This window comes from Rahnella selenatireducens (assembly GCF_046449555.1).
GTDB classification, from domain to species: Bacteria; Pseudomonadota; Gammaproteobacteria; order Enterobacterales; family Enterobacteriaceae; genus Rahnella; species Rahnella selenatireducens.
The window spans coordinates 53,994-72,004 of record NZ_JBKEZJ010000010.1 but is presented as its reverse complement, the minus strand read 5'-3'; the positions used below and the strand labels follow the sequence as shown (position 1 = coordinate 72,004).

The following is an 18,011-nucleotide window of genomic DNA, read 5'->3' as shown; positions in this document are numbered from 1 at the left end:
TAAAACCGGCCCCCTTTCAGCCTTTCACTAAGGATTGAAGTGTCAGGCTGTCCGCAAATTTCAGGATGTCGACATCATTACCAAGATCGGCTTTCTCACAAACAGCCCGTAGCTTAACGCACCCAGCATCAGTAAACCGGCACCGAGGAAGAATACATTGGTGAACTGCCCGGTCGCATCCAGAATAATTCCGGTCACAATTGGCGCACAGGCTGCGCCCAGAAAGCCCCCAAAGTTCTGAATTGCGCCCATAGATGCCACCTGCTCTTTCGGCGCAATGTCCGAGGCCAGCGTCCAGATGACACCTTGGGGTAACTGCGAGAAGAAGTAGCCAATCGACAACAGCGCGATACTTAATGTGGTGTTATGCACAAACGGGATCGGCGCAACAAAACAGGCTGCCAGCGCAGCACCGGCTACGATAGGGACTTTACGCGCCGTAATGGTTTTCACACCGCGACGGATAAGACGGTCAGAAAGCGTACCACCGCATAGCACCCCCAAAATCCCTGCCAGGAATGGGATAGCTGCCAGCCAGCCCGTCTGTTTCAGGCTGAAACCCAGCGATTTCTCCAGATAACCCGGCAGCCAGGTGAGGTAAACCCAGATGGTGAACATAATAGAGAAGTTGCCGATCACCATGAACCAGGTGGTTTTATGCCTGAACAGCGCCCCCCAGCTCGCTTTGTTGTTGCCGTTAGCGTTGGGCAACGGTTGCTGAACCCGCTGAGAATCAGCGTGGATCTCATTCTCTTCGCGTTCGGTTGGATTACGGTAGAACTTCAGCCACACCAGCAGCAGTGGAATACCCGCCAGACCAATCGCAATAAACATCCCGCGCCAGCCGAGCGTCAACAGGAGCACGGTCAGAATAGGCGGAGCAATCGCGTTAGCAATCTGTGAGCCGGTGTTAATGATTGAGGTCGGCAATGCGCGTTCTTTATCGGAGAACCAGCGATGCGTAATCTTGATGCCGGACGTAAAGAATGGCGACTCTGAGATGCCCAGCAGCACGCGCAGTGCATAAAACGTTGAATAGCCATTAATGAAACCGGCCATGACCGTGAAGGTTGACCAAAGACCCACACCCCACGAGAACATTTTTTTTGGGCCAAAACGGTCAACCAGCCAACCCGCAGGCAGATTGGCCAGCGCATAAGGCCACAGAAATGCCGACAGCAGCAGCCCCATTTCCGTCTGGCTGAAACCAAATTCTTTAGCGATAGTGGTGTTAGCAATACTTAAATTCGCGCGATCGAGATAATTAATTACCGCCGCCATTAACAAAATAAAAATAATTCCCCAGCGTAAACGAGAAACAACAGGGGTGGCATTTTTTTCCCGTATTACATTGAGGGAAGATGTCGCATCTTTCATAATTTTAATTATCCACTATCGGTTATTCATAAATAAGCCATCATCGAACAGGCTCAGGTGAATTTTAATCACGGCCTTACGAATAAATGACTCTCTTTGAGAATGACAGCAAGGGCGATGTAAATCTTGCGGAAAGAAAATGGCAAACATACCAGGTTCCAGATGAATGAATGATTCATTCCTGGTGTCCTGATAAAATACAATATCATGCTCATCTGCCCGGTCTTCTACCACCTCATGTCCCGACGTACCGCGTGCTACACCGAGGGTTTCCTCCCCTTGCAGGAGAAACTGAATATCCACAAACTTAAAATGTGACTCAGCTCGCATTTCATTACTAGGAACTGTATTCATTTCCTGAAGAAGGCAAAACATCTTGCCCGGAATGATGTCGAATTTCCCTGGTGTTAACGTTGAAAATTCGGTTTGAGTAATATACTCAATACCTTTATTAATAATCGGATGGAACGCTAATTTTTCACGTTCCCAATCTCGCAGGCAACATACGATCATGTTGAGGGATCCTTTTATATTTTTCTTTATATTGAGGGTCAGATCACAGGTAAGAATTTATAACGTCAGAACATCTCTACTCTTAAAAAAAAACCGACCAGACGGCATTACAAGCCATTATTCAGCGGATGAGATGACACCTCATCCGCATAAATAACTGACAATTATCACACCTTATACGGCGGCGATTTTTTTCTGCCACAGCGCTGTACCGCTTTGGATTTGATCCAATAACACAGTCAGTCCCCAGAATTTCTCCAGCACGTTATCTTTATTCACGCGGCAGAATTCGCTGTCGAATGTCCCTAAACGCTGATGGTAAATTTTGGCATTCTTCGGATAGCCCAGCGTTTCAGTCACCGCCCCCAGTGACAGGAAAATAGCCAGCTCGTTGGCGAGCTCAGGCTGAGTGGCAGCTTTATGGTACAGCCAGCTATAAAGTTCCGGATGGAAGTTGGTGAACACGCCGCTGAAACCTTTTGAACCCGCCTGCATCGCGGGATAAGCAATCGCCGCATTCGCATTGATGATGTTCAGCGGCGTGTTCGCCACCAGCTTAACGCGGCGTGTCACGGTCTCAAGGTCACAGCTCACATCTTTCAAAACCACGAAACGTCCCGAGTTGGCGCAGTAGGTCAGCTCGTCGTCGGTCAACAGGCGGCGATACGGCGCCGGGCACTCATACAGGCCCAGCGGCATAGACGCCGGCAGCGCGCTCAGCAGCTTGTCCAGTGTCGCAAAGAAGATTTCGCTGCCCTGATTTTTCGGATCAAGATGGTTGGTGACCAGCACCAGCGCATCGGCACCGGTTTTCGCCATCGCGCTCAGTTCACTGATTTGGTCGTTGATATCGTCACTGATGTGCCCGGAAGCGATCACCGGCACGCGGCCAGCCACTTGCTTCACCACAAATTCGGCCAGCTCAACGCGCTCCTCCAAAGTCAGAAATTGCATCTCGCTCGACTGACAAACGGCAAACAGCGCGTCGACCCCTTTCTCAAGGTACCAGTCGATCAAACGAGCCAGACCCGGGTAGTCAATTTGATTATCTTCGGTGAAAGGGGTCAGCATCACAGGCACAATACCTTCAATACTTTTACTCATCAATGCTCCTTAAATGCCCGCAGGCATCAGACGTAACCGATTACGTGACCGCTACGTTGAGAATCAAGGTAGCAGCCGCAACAACACACTTCACCGTGAATGCAGCATTTCATCGCTGCATTAAACGCGTTAATGCCTGCGCGTGATCAGGCATATTCGATGCGCCTTCGCGCTCTACCGCCAGGGAGGCAAACGCCGAAGCGTAAGTCGCGGCCTGAACCAGACTTTGCCCATTCGCAATCCCCGAGGCCAGCGCCCCGTTAAAGGCATCACCGGCTCCGGTAGTGTCTACACTTAGTGCAGGGAAGGCAGGAATATGCTGGAACTGATTACCGTCGAGCAGCAGCGCGCCGCGCGCGCCCATAGTAATAATGACCCGCTTCGCACCCTGACTGACGATGCGCTGTGCCGCTTCTTTGGCGCTGGCTAAATCCTGTACGTCAATGCCGGACAACTGCGATGCCTCGGTTTCGTTAGGCGTTATCACGTCAACATATTCAAGACACTCAAGCGCATGGGTTGAGAAAGGAGCCGGATTGAGGATCACTTTCACCCCAAGCGCCTTAGCCAGCTTCATCGCGTTAAACGTGGCAGAGAAATTGTTTTCGAGCTGCACCAGCAACACATCCGAGTTTTCAAGCTCGGGCGCGATCGCCGCCACTTCATCTTCACTAATGGTTTTATTAGCGCCGGAATAGATGGCAATCATGTTCTCGCCATTTTCCTGTGATACATAAATAATGGCGTTGCCGGTCGGCTCGGTTTCTGACTGATATAGGGTAAAAGAGTGAATTTCCGATGACGTAAGGTGGTCGTAAGCAAACTGGCTGAACTGGTCTTTGCCCACTTTGGAAACGAAATGTACCTTAGCACCGGCGCGGCTGACAGCGGTGGCCTGATTCGCTCCTTTGCCCCCAGGACCGAGCGTGCTGCCCACCGCCAACAGAGACTCTCCGCCTTTTGGAAAGCGTTCAACTTTCGCTACTATATCGACGTTAAATGACCCCAGAATGCAGACCTTACCTTTCATGTTCTTTCCTTTATTTTGCTGGCCGGCCTGCTTTCTTTTTTGGCTTTGCAGACGTTTTAGCAACACTTCAAAGTTATCGCCGGTCTCGGTGATCAGTTTCGACTGCAAACTTCGGCGAATGACCACTGCACCTCCGTGACAGCGTTGAACCAATTTTTCAGCCGCCAGGGCATTGAGGTCACTGCGAATGGTTTCCCGGGTGACGGTAAACAGGGAGGCCAAAAGCTTGACCGTCACCCGCTCGTAATTATCCAGATACTCCAGAATCTGCTGCCGACGCTCTTCAAGAAACATATTCAGTCACCTTTTCTATATTCAGAGTAAATGCAAAAAACTGATTAAATAGTGACGCTGCTCATAGCCTGAAAGGCAAAACGGAAGTAAACAAAAATGGGCGCTGATGAGGTTTGAGAAGAGCTAAGCGGAGAGATTTACAGAGTCTTGAGTTGCCCAACGGTCAGGAAAAGAAGATGAAGGATGCCTGTCTGATGTCAGCGGGTATTATTTTTTGTATAGGTTTCGCAATGTCATCTCTACACCAAGGCCACAAAAATGTGTCTTTGCTGTAGAGATGCCTTCATTTCAAATCACTTTCCCACATCCCCGTTCCAGCCACCGCCTAATGCGGCGATCAGCTTGACGCTGGTGACCATCTGGGTGCTTTGCAGCGAGAGCACGCTTTGCTGCTGGGTCAGGCTGGTGTTTTCGGTAGTGGCGACGTCGAGATAGTCGATCATCCCGGCCTGATACTGGTTGTAGGTGACGCGCGCGGATTCTTTCGCGGAGTCGGCGGCGTTCTGTCGGGCAACAAGTTCGGTGTCGATCGTGTGCAGTTCCACCAGATAATCTTCCACTTCCTGCATCGCGGTTAACACGCTCTGGCGATAGCTGGCAACGTCGGCGTCATACGCGGCTTCAGCTTGCGCGACTTTTCCGCGCGTGGCACCGAAATCGAGCACGGTCATGCTAAGTTCCGGGCCCAGCGACCAGACGCGGTTCGGCAGAGAGAACAGGTTATGCAGCGCGGATCCGGTGTATCCGCCGGTCGCGCTGAGGGTCAGATCCGGGAAGTATGCAGCGGTGGCGACACCGATCGCGGCATTGGAAGACGCCATCGTGCGCTCGGCAGCAGCAACGTCAGGACGACGCTGCAACAGTTGCGAGGGTACTGCATCCGGCATCGGCGGCAGGTTCAGTTTCACGTTGCTCGCCGCCAGGCTGAACTGGGCCGGTGGCTTGCCGATCAGCACCGCAATCGCATGTTCCAGCTGCGCGCGCTGCCATTGCAGGTCGAGCGCGGAGGCTTTGGTGCTTTCGAGCTGCGTCTGCGCCTGTGCCAGCGTGCCACGCGACGTATTGCCGCCCGCGTACTGATTCTGAATCACGGTCAGGTAACGCTGATACGCATCAATGCTTTGTTTATACAACACAATTTGCTGATCCATGACGCGAAGCTGGAAATAATCCTGCGCCAGTTCGGACTGGGCGCTGAGCGTCGCGTCAGCCAGATCGGCCTTGCTGGCCTGCGCGCTGGCATCCTGTTCTTCCGCCGTGCGGCGAAGTTTGCCCCACAAATCCAGCTCCCAGCTGGCGCTGAGCTGCGCGGTTTGTTTGTTGGAAACGGACGATGACGTGGCGCTGCGCGTGCTGCCTGCAGTCGCGTCTACGGACGGGTAAAGATCAGAACGCGCCTGCGTCACCAGCGCCTGTGCCTGGCGGTACTGCGCGGCATACTGCGCGACGTTCTGGTTAGAAATCTGTACCTGGCTCAGCAGGGAAGAAAGCTGCAGATCCTGATAAACCGACCACCATTCGCCTTTGCTCTGGTTATCTTTCGGAACAGCCGCCGTCCAGCCTTTGGCTTCTTTAAACGCCACCGGCATCGCAACGTCAGGCCGTTTGTAATCCGGGCCGACGGCACAGGCGCTGACCAGCAGAGCCAGCGCCAGCGGCGCAAGACGAAACACAAGAGAACGCGTTTTTTGCAGAGTCATCAGATTCGCTTCTGGGTAAGAATTCATTGTTTTATCAGTCATTAGAGCTGACCTCCGGCGGTGTCGCATGCGGGCGCAACCGGTGCCATAAGCGGTGCGTCGCGCGGCTGGTGCGATCCATATACAGGTAAACCACCGGCGTGGTGAATAAGGTGAGGATCTGGCTCAGCGCCAGCCCCCCGGCGATTGCCAGACCCAGCGGACTGCGCAGATCCGCGTCGCCGCCGCTGCCCAGCGCCAGCGGTAACGCCCCGAAGAAGGCCGCCAGCGTGGTCATCAGGATCGGACGGAAACGCATCAGGCAGGCCTGGGTGATCGCCTGTTGCGGCGATAGTCCGAGCCGTCGTTCGGCATCCAGCGCAAAGTCGATCATCATGATCGCATTTTTTTTCACGATGCCGATCAGCAGCAGGATCCCGATCAGTGCGATCACCGTCAGCTGAGTATTGGTCAGCAACATCAGTAATAACGCGCCCAGACCGGCCGACGGCAGCGTCGAAAGAATGGTCAGCGGATGAATGTAACTTTCATACAGCACACCGAGCACGATATACACCGCCGCCAGCGCCGCCAGAATCAGCCACGGCATGGTTTTGGTCAGCGCTTCAAATGCCTGAGCCGTACCGGCATAACTCCCGTGAATGGTGTCCGGCAAACCAATCTGCGCCATGGCGGTTTTCAGCGCGGCCTGCGCATCTTCCAGCGCATAACCGTCCGCCAGGTTGAAGGCAATGGTCGTGGTCGCCGTCTGGCCCTGATGCGAAACCGACAGCGGCGAATTCGCCCCGCTGAATGTCGCAAAAGCGGATAACGGCACCTGCGCGCCCGCGTCGGTCACCACGTAAAGCTGGTGCAGCACATCCGGGTTGCTGGTGTAATCCGACGTCAGGTTCATGACCACGTGATACTGGTTCAGCGTTTTGTAAATAGTGGCGATCTGCCGCTGGCTGAAGGAGTTGTTGAGCAGCGCGTCGATCATTTTCACGTTCACGCCGAGTCGTGTGGCGCGATCGCGGTCGATGTTGAGCATGATTTCCTGCCCGCCGGTCTGCGAGTCCGAATCCACGCCGGTCAGCTGTGGCAACTTCGCCAGCGCTTTCTGCACTTTCGGTGCCCATTCGCGCAGCAGGGAAAGATCGTCAGCCTGCAAACTGTACTGATATTGCGCGTTCGCGCTGCGTCCGCCGATATGCAGATCCTGCGCGGCCATCAGGAACAGCTGCGATCCCGGCACTTTGGCGGTCGCCATCATCAGACGGTTAGCTACCTGATTGGCGGTCGCGGTACGTTTGTCGAAATCTTTCAGCCGCACGAAGAAGGTGGCGGTATTACGCGCACCAAACCCGCCGCTGCCCGCCGAACTCATCACCGCCTCAACGGCCGGATCGTCCTGAATGATCTTGCTATATTTCAGCACCTGCGGCTGGATCGACTGGAATGACGTGTTCTGATCTGCACGCAACATGCCCATCAGCATGCCGGTGTCCTGATCCGGGAAGAAGCCTTTTTCCACCACGGTATAGAGATAGAAGTTGAGGATCACGGTGAGGAACAGGCCGACCAGCGTGATCAGCTGATGGCGCATAACCCAACCGAGCGCGGCGGAATATGCCGCCAGCAGCCGGTTCAGGCCACGTTCGATCATCCGGTAAATGCGCGGCTGACGTTTTTCTACCGGCGGTTTACGTTTCAGGAAACGGGCGCACAACATCGGCGTCAGGCTCAGCGACACCAGCATCGAGATAATCAGCGAAACGCTGAGCGTGACCGCAAATTCGCGGAACAGACGCCCCACAATACTGCCCATCAGCAGGATCGGGATGAAAACGGCGATCAGCGAGAGCGTCATCGAGAGCACGGTAAAACTGACTTCCTGCGCGCCTTTCAGCGCCGCACGCACCGGCCCCATGCCTTCTTCAATATGCCGCGTAATATTTTCCAGCACCACGATGGCGTCATCGACCACGAAACCCGTCGAGATGATCAGCGCCATCAGCGAGAGGTTATCCAGGCTGTAGCCGAGTAGATACATCACCGCGCAGGTGCCGATTAATGACACCGGCAACGCCAGCGCGGGGATCAGCACTGCATTCCAGTTGCGCAGGAACACGAAAACGACCGCAATGACCAGCAGCGTGGCTTCCAGCAGGGTCATTTCGGTGTCACGCAGGGAAGCGGAAACGTTCGGCGAGCGGTCGAGCGCCAGGTTGAGCTGGACGTCGCCCGGCAGGCTTTCTTTCATCAGCGGCAGCGCGGCTTTAATGGCTTCGATGGTTTCCAGCATGTTCGCGCCCGCCTGACGCGTCACGCCAATCATCACCGATGGCGTGCTGTTGTAATAGCCAACGTTGTATTTATCTTCAACGGAATCATAAACATTGGCGATATCGCTGAGGCGGATCGCAGAACCGTTGATGTAAGTAATAATCAGCGTTTTGTACTGCGCGGCGGTACTTTGCTGGCCGTTGCCTTCAATCATCCACGACTGATTCGCGCCTTGCAGCAACCCTTTCGGCAGATTGCTGGTGCTGTTGGCAATGGCGGTGCGGATGGTATCGAGGGAAATACCGTAAGATGTCACCGCCTCCGGGCGCAAATCAATACGCACGCCCGGCAGCGCGGAACCGACCAGAGAAACCTGCCCGACGCCGTTGACCTGTGCGATTTTCTGTTGCAGCTGGCTGGAGGCAATATCGTACAGCTCGCCCTTGCTGCGCGTGGCCGACGTCAGCGCCAGCATGATAATGGGCGCATCCGACGGGTTCGCTTTGCGATACGTCGGCAGCGACGGCATGCTGCTGGGTAATAACGAACGCGAGGCGTTGATTGCCGCCTGCACATCGCGGGCAGCACCATTAATGTCACGGTCTAAATCGAACTGCAAAATGACGCTGGTGGAGCTTTGCGAGCTGCGCGAGGTCATTTCCGTCACACCGGCGATTTGCCCAAGCGCCCTTTCCAGCGGCGTGGCGACGGTGGCCGCCATCGTTTCAGGGCTGGCACCCGGCAGGCTGGCGCTCACCAGAATGGTCGGGAAATCCACCTGAGGCAGCGGCGCGACCGGCAGCAGGCGATACCCCAGCAAACCGAGCAGGAGGATCGCCAGCGTCAGCAGCAGTGTCGCGACCGGGCGGAAGATGAAGAAACGCGAGATGTTCATCGGTTATTCCGCCCGCTGTGCTGCACGCCGGTGACGTGGGTTAAGGCGGTGAGATAATCGGTCAAACATCAGGTAGATCACCGGCGTGGAGAACAGCGTCAGGATCTGGCTGAAGATTAACCCCCCGACGATCACCAGCCCCAGCGGCTGACGCAGCTCGGCGCCGGATCCGCTCGCCAGCATCAGCGGCAGTGCGCCCAGCAATGCCGCCATAGTCGTCATCATTATCGGACGGAAACGCAGTAAACACGCCTGATGAATGGCTTCGCGCGGCGATAAGCCCTGCCGGTTTTCGGCGTCGAGCGCAAAGTCGATCATCATAATGGCGTTCTTTTTCACGATACCGATCAACAGGATCACCCCGATCAGGGCGATCAGGCTGAATTCCGTTCCGGCGAAGATCAGCGACAGCAACGCGCCGACGGCTGCCGACGGCAGCGTGGACAGGATCGTGACCGGGTGAATGAAGCTTTCGTACAGAATGCCCAACACTACATACATCGTCAGCAGCGCAGCCAGAATCAACCAAAGCGTATTGCCGGTGGCGCTTTCAAACGACGCCGCCGCGCCCTGATAGCGCAGGGTGATGCTGTCCGGCATGGCGATATCCGCCACGGTCGTTTTGATGGCCTGCTGCGCCTGTTCCAGCGAATATCCCTCTTTCAGGTTGAACGATACGGTTACCGCCGGGAACTGATTCAGACGCGCCTGCAACAGCGCGCCGGTGCGCATATGAATTTGCGCGATCGACGTCAGCTTAATCATGCCGTTGGTCGCACCGGAATTGGTGGTGGTCGCGCCGCTGTCGGACGTCGTCGTTGAGGCTGTGGTCGCCGTGGTCGCCACCGTGCCGGACGTGGACGTGCTGTTGTTGGTCGCCAGATACACATCATCAAACGAGGCCGGAGACTGCTGGAACTGCGGTGCCACTTCGAGCACGACGCGGTACTGGTTTGCCTGGGTAAAGATAGTGGAAACCAGACGCTGGCCGAACGCGTTATACAGCGCGGTATCGACGTCAGACGCCGTAATGCCGTAACGCGCAGCGGCGTCGCGGTCGAGTTCGACATACGCAATCTGCCCCTGATTTTGCAGGTTGCTGACCACGTCGCTAAACTCCGGCAGCGCGCTGAGTTTTTCCAGCAACTTCGGCGTCCATTCCACCAGATTTTCGCTGTCAGCGTCGTCGAGCGTGAACTGGTACTGGCTAGGCGTGACCTGATCGTCAACGGTCAGATCCTGCGAGGCCTGCATATAAAGTTCAATGCCAGGCACGCCTGCGGTTTCCTGTTTCAGGCGTTCGATAATCGCCGGTGCGCGCTCGCTGCGCTCATCAAAAGATTTCAGGCTGATCTGCAAACGTCCGCTGTTCAGGCTGGTGTTATTGCCGTCCACGCCGATGGTGGAGGCCACACTTTCGACGTCCGGATCGTTAAGAATTGCCGCTGTCAGTAACTGCTGGCGACGCCCCATTTCACTGAAAGAGACGTCCTGCGAAGCCTGCGTGATACCCTGGATCATCCCGGTATCCTGCGACGGGAAGAACCCTTTCGGCACAATCACATACAGCAGCGCGGTGAAGACCAACGTCGCGGCCGCCACCAGCAGCGTGAGCTTCTGGTGATTGAGCACGACGATCAGCATGCGGTCGTAAGCGGCAATCATTTTGTCGAAGAACTCGCCGCCTTTGCGGTAAAACTTGCTCTGTTTTTCTTCCGGCGTGTGGCGCAGTAAATAGGCGCACAGCATCGGAGTCAGCGTCAGGGAAACAATCATCGACACCAGAATCGACACCGCCAGCGTGATTGCAAATTCCCGGAACAGACGCCCGACCACGTCGCCCATAAACAGCAACGGGATCAGTACGGCGATCAGCGAGAATGTCAGGGAAATAATGGTGAAGCCGATTTGCTGCGAGCCTTTCAGCGCCGCCTGCATCGGCGTTTCGCCCTCTTCCAGCCGCCGCGAAATGTTTTCCACCACCACGATGGCATCATCGATAACGAAACCGGTGGCGATAGTCAGCGCCATCAGCGAGAGGTTGTTGAGGCTGAAACCACACAGGTACATCACGCCAAAAGTACCGACCAGAGAGAGCGGCACGGCAACGCTTGGGATGAGGGTTGCCGCGACATTGCGCAGGAACAGGAAAGTGACCATCACAACCAGCGCAATCGACAACAGCAATTCGAACTGGACGTCGCTGATCGACGCACGAATAGTTTGCGTCCGGTCAGACAGAATGCTGACTTTGACCGATTCCGGCAGGGCTTCCTGCAATTTCGGCAACTGCGCTTTAATCGCATCCACAACCTGAATCACGTTCGCGCCCGGCTGGCGCTGAACGCTGATAATGATCGCCGGCTGTTTGTTGGCCCAGGCGGATAAGTACTGGTTTTCCGGCGCTTCGGACAACGTTGCCACATCGCGTAAACGCAGCGCCGCGCCGTTTTCATAATTCACAATCAGATTGCCGTACTCATCCGCCGTGCGCAGCTGGTCGTTGGCATCGATAGTGATCGAGTGATGCGGGCCGTCGAAACCGCCTTTAGAACCGTTAACGTTGCTGTTGCCGATCAGCGTGTTAATAGTTTCCAGGCTGATGTTATGCGCTGCCAGTTTGCGAGGATCGGCCTGCACGCGGATAGCCGGCTGATGCCCGCCTGCGAGTGTCACCATACCGACGCCGGAAATCTGCGACAGTTTCAGCGCCACGCGGGTATTCACCAGATCCTGCACTTTGGTCAGCGGCAGCGATTCGGACGTGGCTGCCAGCGTCAGTACTGCGGCATCCGCCGGGTTAACCTTTTTATAGGTCGGTGGATTGGGCAGGTCGCTGGGCAGCAGGCTGTCGGCGGCATTGATCGCCGCCTGAACTTCCTGTTCGGCGACGTCGAGCGAGAGATCCAGCGAGAATTTCAGCGTAATTATTGAAGAACCGCTGGCGCTGGTGGAATACATCTGGCTCAGCCCCGCCATCTGGCCGAGCTGGCGTTCAAGCGGAGCGGTAATGCCCGACGCCATAACGTCCGGGCTGGCACCCGGATACAGCGTGGTAACCTGAATGGTCGGATAATCGACCTGCGGCAGCGCCGAGGTCGAAAGCATGTTGTAGGCAAAAATTCCCGATAACAGCACGGCGACCATTAGCAAAATAGTCGCGACCGGCCGGAGAATAAAGAGGCGTGAAGGATTCATTTAGACCCGCTGTCTTTACCGGTTTCATTTTTACCTGCGACAGCGTTGTCCGCGCCGGTGGTGGCTTTATCCACGCCGCCGCTTTGCTGACGTTCTTTCGAAGACCCGCCTGCTGCCGCGGCATCAAGGGTGTTGGCCGTCACGATCTGCACTTTCGCGCCATTAGTCAGACGGTCAATCCCCGTGGTCACCACCTGTTCGCCCGGATTCACACCCGACAAAATCGCGACCTTATCGTCACCGAAGTCCGGGCCGGATTTCACTGAACGGCGTTCAATGGTGTTATCAGCTTTCACCACGTAAACGAAATCGCCGTCGCTGCTCAGCTGCAATGCCGCCGCCGGGATCACCGTGGCATCTTTCAGCACGGAAACCTGCAAGCGGGCATTCACAAACTGGTTCGGATAAAGCTTTTCATCGGCATTATCAAACAGCGCTTTCAGCTTGATGCTGCCGGTGCTGGTGTCAATTTCGTTACTGATAAACTGGAGTTTGCCCTGATCGAGGACTTCGCTGCCGTCCTGATTAAACGCCGTGGTCGGCAGCTGATTTCCGCCGCGCAGCGCTTTGAGTAAAGTTTGCAGATTGCTCTGCGGCACGCTGAAGGTGACGGCAATCGGCTGAGTTTGGGTGATCGTGACGATACCGGTAGTGGAACTGCTGGTGACCATATTACCCGGATCAACCAGACGTAAACCGACGTGCCCGCTAACCGGCGCGGTGATTTTCGCGAATTCAAGATTCAGCTTGGCCGCCGCGATTTGTGCAAGATCGGCTTTCACAGCGCCCGCATACTGACCGGCCGTCGCCATCTGGCTTTCCAGATCCTGACGCGCTAAGGAATCCTGCGCATACAGCTTGCGGTAGCGCGCTAACGTCAGCTCAGCACTTTTCGACAGCGCCTGATTCTGCGCCAGATCGCCCTGATATTGTTCCAGCGTCGCCTGATAGCTGCGCGGGTCAATCTGCGCCAGCAACTGCCCTTGCGCGACTTTCTGCCCTTCGGTGAAATATACCTTCATTAACTGGCCATCAACCCGGCTGGTCACCGTCACGGTCGCATTCGCTACCACAGTGCCCAGCGCGCGCAGATAAACAGGGACATCCGCCTGCGTGGCTTTCCCTGCCTGCACCGGCGTATCCATGCCCATCATCATCTGACCGCGCATCGCCCGCATACCGCCGCGCCCGCCCGCCCCTTTTTTTGCCGTGTGATCAGACGCGCTTTGGTGGAAAGCAAAAAACCAGACCAGGATCGCAGCAACGATAATGGCGACGATAACCCACACAAGGGTGCGTTTTTTGGAACGAGAAGAGGCAGTCGGCAGCATAAATTTCTTGGTTTCGCAGTATTAATGAGGAGAAAACAGCTGAAATAAGACCTTCAACCAGAGATTTTCTTATGTACTTCATTCAAAAGTGACAGCGCATTATCCCTAAAAGTGCAGGTGGCTGTTTTTAGGACAACGTAAAGATTTCGTTAGCAATTAAGAAATTCCATTTCAATCGCCCGCGTGAATTATACGCGCTAATTTTGCCTCCAGGCATCCACAATGTTAAGAGGTAAATGAGAATGAATATTGAAGACGCCGACAGAAAAGTATCAGGAAGTGTCAGGTCATTTTGAAATTTTGTCAGGAAAACGCAGGGTTAGGCTGAAAAACAACCTGTCATACCACCTGAACGGGTGATAAAACCAGAGGTAAATCCTGAAAATTAGACCTATTGATAATTTATATTGTTCGCGCTGACCCCGACTTGATATGGTGATTTTTCTGATTGTTTTTCATCTTCATGGCAGGAATTCAGAAGAATGCAGACAAAATTTCAATCCAGACCGGTCATCGGTGTCACATTGGACAGTGAAGACCCCGGTGGTTACGCCGATTTTCCCTGGTATGCGTTACGTCAGAATTACATGAGCAGCCTGGCAGGACTAGGCGCGGTGCCACTGGCATTGCCGCATCACGCAGAACTGGCCGACGAATATCTGGCGCTGTGCGACGGAATTGTCGTGACCGGCGGCGCGTTTGATGTTCCGCCGGAGCTATTTAACGAAACGCAGAACAGCGATCAGGTTCGTCTGAAACCAGGCCGCACTGAATTCGAAAAAGCCATCGTCAAGGGCGCCATGCAGCGCAATATGCCGCTGCTGGGCATTTGCGGCGGTCAGCAATTGCTGGCCGTTTTAACCGGCGGCACGCTGCATCAGCATATTCCCGATGCACTGCCCGACGCGCTGGAACACAGCACGACGGTGGATACCGAAAATGCCGGTGGCAAGAAACGCGCACGGCATCCGGTTGAAATTGTTGAAGGCACACTACTGAGCCGTTCGGTCGACCGCGATCATTATGAAGTGAACAGTTCGCATCATCAGGCGGTGAAAACCGTCGGACCGGGCAGCATCGTCAACGCGTATGCGCCGGACGGCGTGATCGAAGGCATTGAATGTGAAGGGTATGATTTCTGCCTTGGTGTGCAATGGCACCCGGAATATCTGCAACATCAGCAGGATACGCAATTGCTTAACGCGTTTGTCGCGGCCGCGTCGCGCTATCAGCAGGCGATGCGCTCCGCCGGTAAAGCGATGACAGAAGTGATGAACGACGTGATTGCGCGTACCGGAAACGAAAAGGCATGAGTCATGCCGAGATGAAAGCCAGGACCGATCTGATGTTGCGTGAACTGAATATCGACCCGTCCGTTATCGCGCACCGCACGCTGCCGTACTTCGAAGAGGTCAGTGAGCACTTACTGGTGGACGCAGAAACGGATGCTGATACCGGTAAAATTTATCGGCTGATCGCGCCTGCCACACAGGCATGGCGCGAGATGAAACAGCAGGCCGCCGCCGATGGCGTGGGCATTTATCTGGTTTCAGCCTGGCGCAGCCTCGATTATCAGGCCGGTTTAATCCGCAGCAAGCAAGCCGCAGGGATCGCGCCGGAAGATTTCTTCACGTCGCTGGCTCCGCCGGGATGCAGTGAACATCACACCGGCTGCGCAGTGGACATCAACACTCCCGGCTGCGACGAAGTCACCGGCATCTTCGGCGAAACCGATGCTTTCCGCTGGCTTGAAGCCAACGCAGCACACTTTGGCTTTGTGATGTCCTTTCCGCAGGATAATCCGTGGGGATTCATTGACGAACCCTGGCACTGGTGCTGGCATCCGGCAAAAAAGTAAGTGACGCCCGTCACATCTGCCATAACTAAAATTGTCCCCAAAACATTTATCTGTTAGGCGAATTTTCTGTTTCATTTTTAGAACAAATAAAACACACTATGCTTTCAGAAGGCCTTCCGCGTCGAAGTCCTGATCTTTACACCTTCTTAAAAAGTCATAAATTTCAATGCAATCAGATACCGTTTCGCGCAGGACAGCATGGCTTCGCGTTGTGATGATGGCTATTGCCGCGTTCATCTTCAACACCACTGAATTTGTGCCTGTCGGGTTGCTCTCCGACATTGCCGCCAGTTTCAATATGCAGACGGCGCAGGTCGGCCTGATGCTCACTATCTATGCGTGGGTCGTCGCGCTGATGTCGCTGCCACTGATGCTGCTGACCCGCAACGTTGAGCGAAAGCGCTTACTGATCGCGATTTTTGTCCTGTTTATCGTCAGCCACATTTTATCCGTCGTGGCCTGGGATTTCTGGAGTCTGGTCGCGTCACGCGTCGGTATAGCCCTCGCCCATGCCATTTTCTGGTCGATTACGGCTTCGCTGGCGATCCGTGTCGCCCCGGCCGGTAAAAAAACGCAGGCGCTGAGTATGTTAGCTACCGGCACCGCGCTGGCGATGGTGCTCGGGCTGCCGCTCGGCCGTCTGATTGGTCAGTATCTCGGCTGGCGCACCACGTTCATGAGCATCGGCGTCGTCGCGCTGCTGACGCTGATTTGCCTGATTAAATTGCTGCCGCCACTGCCAAGTGAACATACCGGTTCGCTGAAAAGCGTGCCGATGCTGTTCCGCCGTCCGGCGCTGGTAGGGATGTATGTCCTGACCGCGCTGATAGTGACCGCTCACTATACGGCGTACAGCTATATCGAGCCGTTCATCCAGACCGTCGCGAATATGGGCGAAAACTTCACCACGTTCCTGCTGCTAATCTTCGGCGGTGCTGGGATATTCGGCAGTATCCTGTTCAGCGTGCTCGGTAACCGTTTCCCGGCCGCCATGCTCAGCGGCCCGATTCTGATGGTGACGCTCAGCATGTTGTTACTGTTTGTCGCGGCGATGAATCCGGTCGCTATTTCAATACTTTGCGTCGTCTGGGGGCTGGCAATGATGATTATCGGCCTGGCGATGCAGGTGCGCGTGCTGGCACTGGCGACCGACGCCACCGACGTTTCGATGTCACTGCTTTCCGGTATTTACAATATCGGCATCGGCGCGGGCGCGCTGATTGGTAATCAGGTGAGTTTGCATCTGGAAATGAGCAACGTCGGTTATGCCGGTGGCCTGCTCGGGTGTATCGCGCTTGTCTGGTGTCTGACGATTTTCAAACGCTACCCGCAGTTGAAAACCACGAGCTGATTGGGAAAGATTGTTTCTATAAAGCCCGAATGCGGTCCCTGCATTCGGGCTTTTTATTTATCGTTTCAACGTAATAACTTCAGATTTCCTGTCAGCGATTTAATCCACTTTTCCGGTCCGACAAAACCGACGCCATCCAGCACTTCATCGTATAAATCCCTCAACGGGAAAGCCTGTTCGTATTCCTCAAAAGTATGCATCGTGCGGGCAAACACAGGGAAAGGCACCACGCTGCGCTCCCCTTGTGCCTCAAGTGCTTTAAACATGAGCGCCTTAATGTGATCCGGCGTCGCCTGTAAAATTGGCAGCGGATATTTCGAGATAACGTCAGTGGTCATCCCTTTTGCATCACACAGCGAATGACCTGCCAGCATCGGGAATTTAGCCGCCAGACCGATGCCAATGACTCCCGCCCTATTCGCCAGTAAACCGGGCGGAAGATCAGGATTGAGGATAATTGCCACCCGGAGAATGTCTGCCATGTTTGCGCCCTTTTTCATCATTATTGATGCAAAAATCATAACCGCCTGCGGCTGAAAGGTGCTTTCTTTTATCGCCGTAAAATGCCCTAATCCGGTTATTCCTTTCTAAAAATTCTCTAAAACAGGCGGATTATGTCCACATCAGAATTTTTACCGGCAGACCTTCGCATTCTCAGGCAACTTCAAAAATCGGGGCGCATGACCAATCAGGAGCTGGCTGAAAAAGTCGGCATGGCGGCGTCGCCCTGCTGGCGGAGGATGAAACAACTGGAAGAAAGCGGCGTGATTAGCGGTTATCAGGCCAATATCGACAGAAAAAAAATCGGCCTCGGAATGCTGGCGTTTATCCGCGTGAAAATCGACAGCCACAGCGAGGAAGATGCGCAGCGTTTTGAGCAGCAGGTCGGCGCGTTGCCTGCGGTAATCGCCTGTTATGCGATTGCCGGTGACGCTGATTTTTTGTTGCAGGTGGTGGCGAAAGATCTCGACAGTTTTTCCAGTTTTGCGATGGAAGTCGTGCGGCGTTTACCGGGGATTAAAGAGATGCAAACATCGTTCGTGCTGCGGGAAGTCAAACCGCTGGATGCGTTGCCGCTGGACGGTTTATAGCATT

The 18,011-nt window shown here is 54.8% G+C and carries 13 protein-coding genes; 4 read left to right on the top strand and 9 right to left on the bottom strand.

Annotated features, from left to right (window positions below; all coding sequences use genetic code 11):
• Positions 1–60: 60 nt before the first annotated feature.
• The 8 genes from ACLBVC_RS16850 to ACLBVC_RS16815 all read right to left on the bottom strand — a co-directional run bounded on the left by ACLBVC_RS16850 (position 61) and on the right by ACLBVC_RS16815 (position 13,707).
• Complete coding sequence (locus ACLBVC_RS16850; RefSeq protein ID WP_410150588.1) at positions 61–1,377, bottom strand: MFS transporter; 1,317 nt, start codon at positions 1,375–1,377, stop codon at positions 61–63.
• A 15-nt stretch (positions 1,378–1,392) separates the two neighbouring features.
• Positions 1,393–1,890, bottom strand: coding sequence for a YhcH/YjgK/YiaL family protein (locus ACLBVC_RS16845; RefSeq protein ID WP_410150587.1), 498 nt, complete (start codon positions 1,888–1,890; stop codon positions 1,393–1,395).
• A gap of 174 nt (positions 1,891–2,064) precedes the next feature.
• Positions 2,065–2,994: a dihydrodipicolinate synthase family protein gene (locus tag ACLBVC_RS16840; protein ID WP_410150586.1), complete on the bottom strand. Its 930-nt coding sequence runs from the start codon at positions 2,992–2,994 to the stop codon at positions 2,065–2,067.
• A 109-nt stretch (positions 2,995–3,103) separates the two neighbouring features.
• The gene (gene rbsK, locus ACLBVC_RS16835) at positions 3,104–4,318 is read right to left on the bottom strand and encodes a ribokinase (protein WP_410150585.1); all 1,215 of its coding nucleotides are present in this window, start codon (positions 4,316–4,318) and stop codon (positions 3,104–3,106) included.
• A 293-nt stretch (positions 4,319–4,611) separates the two neighbouring features.
• A complete protein-coding gene (locus ACLBVC_RS16830; RefSeq protein WP_410150663.1) occupies positions 4,612–6,018 on the bottom strand; it encodes an efflux transporter outer membrane subunit in 1,407 nt (468 codons plus the stop codon).
• 34 nt (positions 6,019–6,052) lie between these two features.
• Entirely contained in the window at positions 6,053–9,178 is a 3,126-nt protein-coding gene (locus tag ACLBVC_RS16825; protein WP_165061685.1) for an efflux RND transporter permease subunit, read from the bottom strand.
• Between the two features lie 3 nt (positions 9,179–9,181).
• A complete protein-coding gene (locus ACLBVC_RS16820) occupies positions 9,182–12,376 on the bottom strand; it encodes an efflux RND transporter permease subunit (RefSeq protein WP_410150584.1) in 3,195 nt (1,064 codons plus the stop codon).
• The gene (locus tag ACLBVC_RS16815; RefSeq protein WP_410150583.1) at positions 12,373–13,707 is read right to left on the bottom strand and encodes an MdtA/MuxA family multidrug efflux RND transporter periplasmic adaptor subunit; all 1,335 of its coding nucleotides are present in this window, start codon (positions 13,705–13,707) and stop codon (positions 12,373–12,375) included. Before ACLBVC_RS16815 ends, ACLBVC_RS16820 begins: the two co-directional genes overlap by 4 nt.
• Before the next feature lie 482 nt (positions 13,708–14,189).
• Here ACLBVC_RS16815 and ACLBVC_RS16810 point away from each other — a divergent pair, with 482 nt between their 5' ends.
• From ACLBVC_RS16810 to ACLBVC_RS16800, 3 genes are all read left to right on the top strand, one after another.
• Positions 14,190–15,020, top strand: coding sequence for a gamma-glutamyl-gamma-aminobutyrate hydrolase family protein (locus ACLBVC_RS16810; RefSeq protein ID WP_410150582.1), 831 nt, complete (start codon positions 14,190–14,192; stop codon positions 15,018–15,020).
• A gap of 11 nt (positions 15,021–15,031) precedes the next feature.
• Positions 15,032–15,565 (top strand): M15 family metallopeptidase, encoded by a 534-nt coding sequence (locus ACLBVC_RS16805; protein WP_410150581.1) that lies wholly within the window; start codon positions 15,032–15,034, stop codon positions 15,563–15,565.
• A 166-nt stretch (positions 15,566–15,731) separates the two neighbouring features.
• Positions 15,732–16,916 (top strand): sugar transporter, encoded by a 1,185-nt coding sequence (locus tag ACLBVC_RS16800; RefSeq protein ID WP_410150580.1) that lies wholly within the window; start codon positions 15,732–15,734, stop codon positions 16,914–16,916.
• Between the two features lie 65 nt (positions 16,917–16,981).
• On the opposite strand, the gene ACLBVC_RS16795 is transcribed toward ACLBVC_RS16800, so the two are convergent.
• Positions 16,982–17,398, bottom strand: a complete 417-nt coding sequence (locus tag ACLBVC_RS16795) for a DUF2000 domain-containing protein (RefSeq protein ID WP_410150579.1) — start codon at positions 17,396–17,398, stop codon at positions 16,982–16,984.
• Between the two features lie 132 nt (positions 17,399–17,530).
• Here ACLBVC_RS16795 and ACLBVC_RS16790 point away from each other — a divergent pair, with 132 nt between their 5' ends.
• On the top strand, positions 17,531–18,007 hold the full coding sequence (locus ACLBVC_RS16790) for an Lrp/AsnC family transcriptional regulator (RefSeq protein ID WP_410150578.1): 477 nt from the start codon (positions 17,531–17,533) through the stop codon (positions 18,005–18,007).
• The last annotated feature ends 4 nt before the right edge of the window (positions 18,008–18,011 follow it).

Coding starts and splice junctions, on each gene's coding strand:
- ACLBVC_RS16810 (WP_410150582.1), top strand. CDS start 14,190: ATGCAGACAAAATTTCAATCCAGACCGGTCATCGGTGTCACATTGGAC.
- ACLBVC_RS16795 (WP_410150579.1), bottom strand. CDS start 17,398: ATGGCAGACATTCTCCGGGTGGCAATTATCCTCAATCCTGATCTTCCG.
- ACLBVC_RS16825 (WP_165061685.1), bottom strand. CDS start 9,178: ATGAACATCTCGCGTTTCTTCATCTTCCGCCCGGTCGCGACACTGCTG.
- ACLBVC_RS16850 (WP_410150588.1), bottom strand. CDS start 1,377: ATGAAAGATGCGACATCTTCCCTCAATGTAATACGGGAAAAAAATGCC.
- ACLBVC_RS16805 (WP_410150581.1), top strand. CDS start 15,032: ATGAAAGCCAGGACCGATCTGATGTTGCGTGAACTGAATATCGACCCG.
- ACLBVC_RS16830 (WP_410150663.1), bottom strand. CDS start 6,018: ATGACTCTGCAAAAAACGCGTTCTCTTGTGTTTCGTCTTGCGCCGCTG.
- ACLBVC_RS16815 (WP_410150583.1), bottom strand. CDS start 13,707: ATGCTGCCGACTGCCTCTTCTCGTTCCAAAAAACGCACCCTTGTGTGG.
- ACLBVC_RS16840 (WP_410150586.1), bottom strand. CDS start 2,994: ATGAGTAAAAGTATTGAAGGTATTGTGCCTGTGATGCTGACCCCTTTC.
- ACLBVC_RS16800 (WP_410150580.1), top strand. CDS start 15,732: ATGCAATCAGATACCGTTTCGCGCAGGACAGCATGGCTTCGCGTTGTG.
- ACLBVC_RS16790 (WP_410150578.1), top strand. CDS start 17,531: ATGTCCACATCAGAATTTTTACCGGCAGACCTTCGCATTCTCAGGCAA.
- ACLBVC_RS16820 (WP_410150584.1), bottom strand. CDS start 12,376: ATGAATCCTTCACGCCTCTTTATTCTCCGGCCGGTCGCGACTATTTTG.
- ACLBVC_RS16845 (WP_410150587.1), bottom strand. CDS start 1,890: ATGATCGTATGTTGCCTGCGAGATTGGGAACGTGAAAAATTAGCGTTC.
- rbsK (WP_410150585.1), bottom strand. CDS start 4,318: ATGTTTCTTGAAGAGCGTCGGCAGCAGATTCTGGAGTATCTGGATAAT.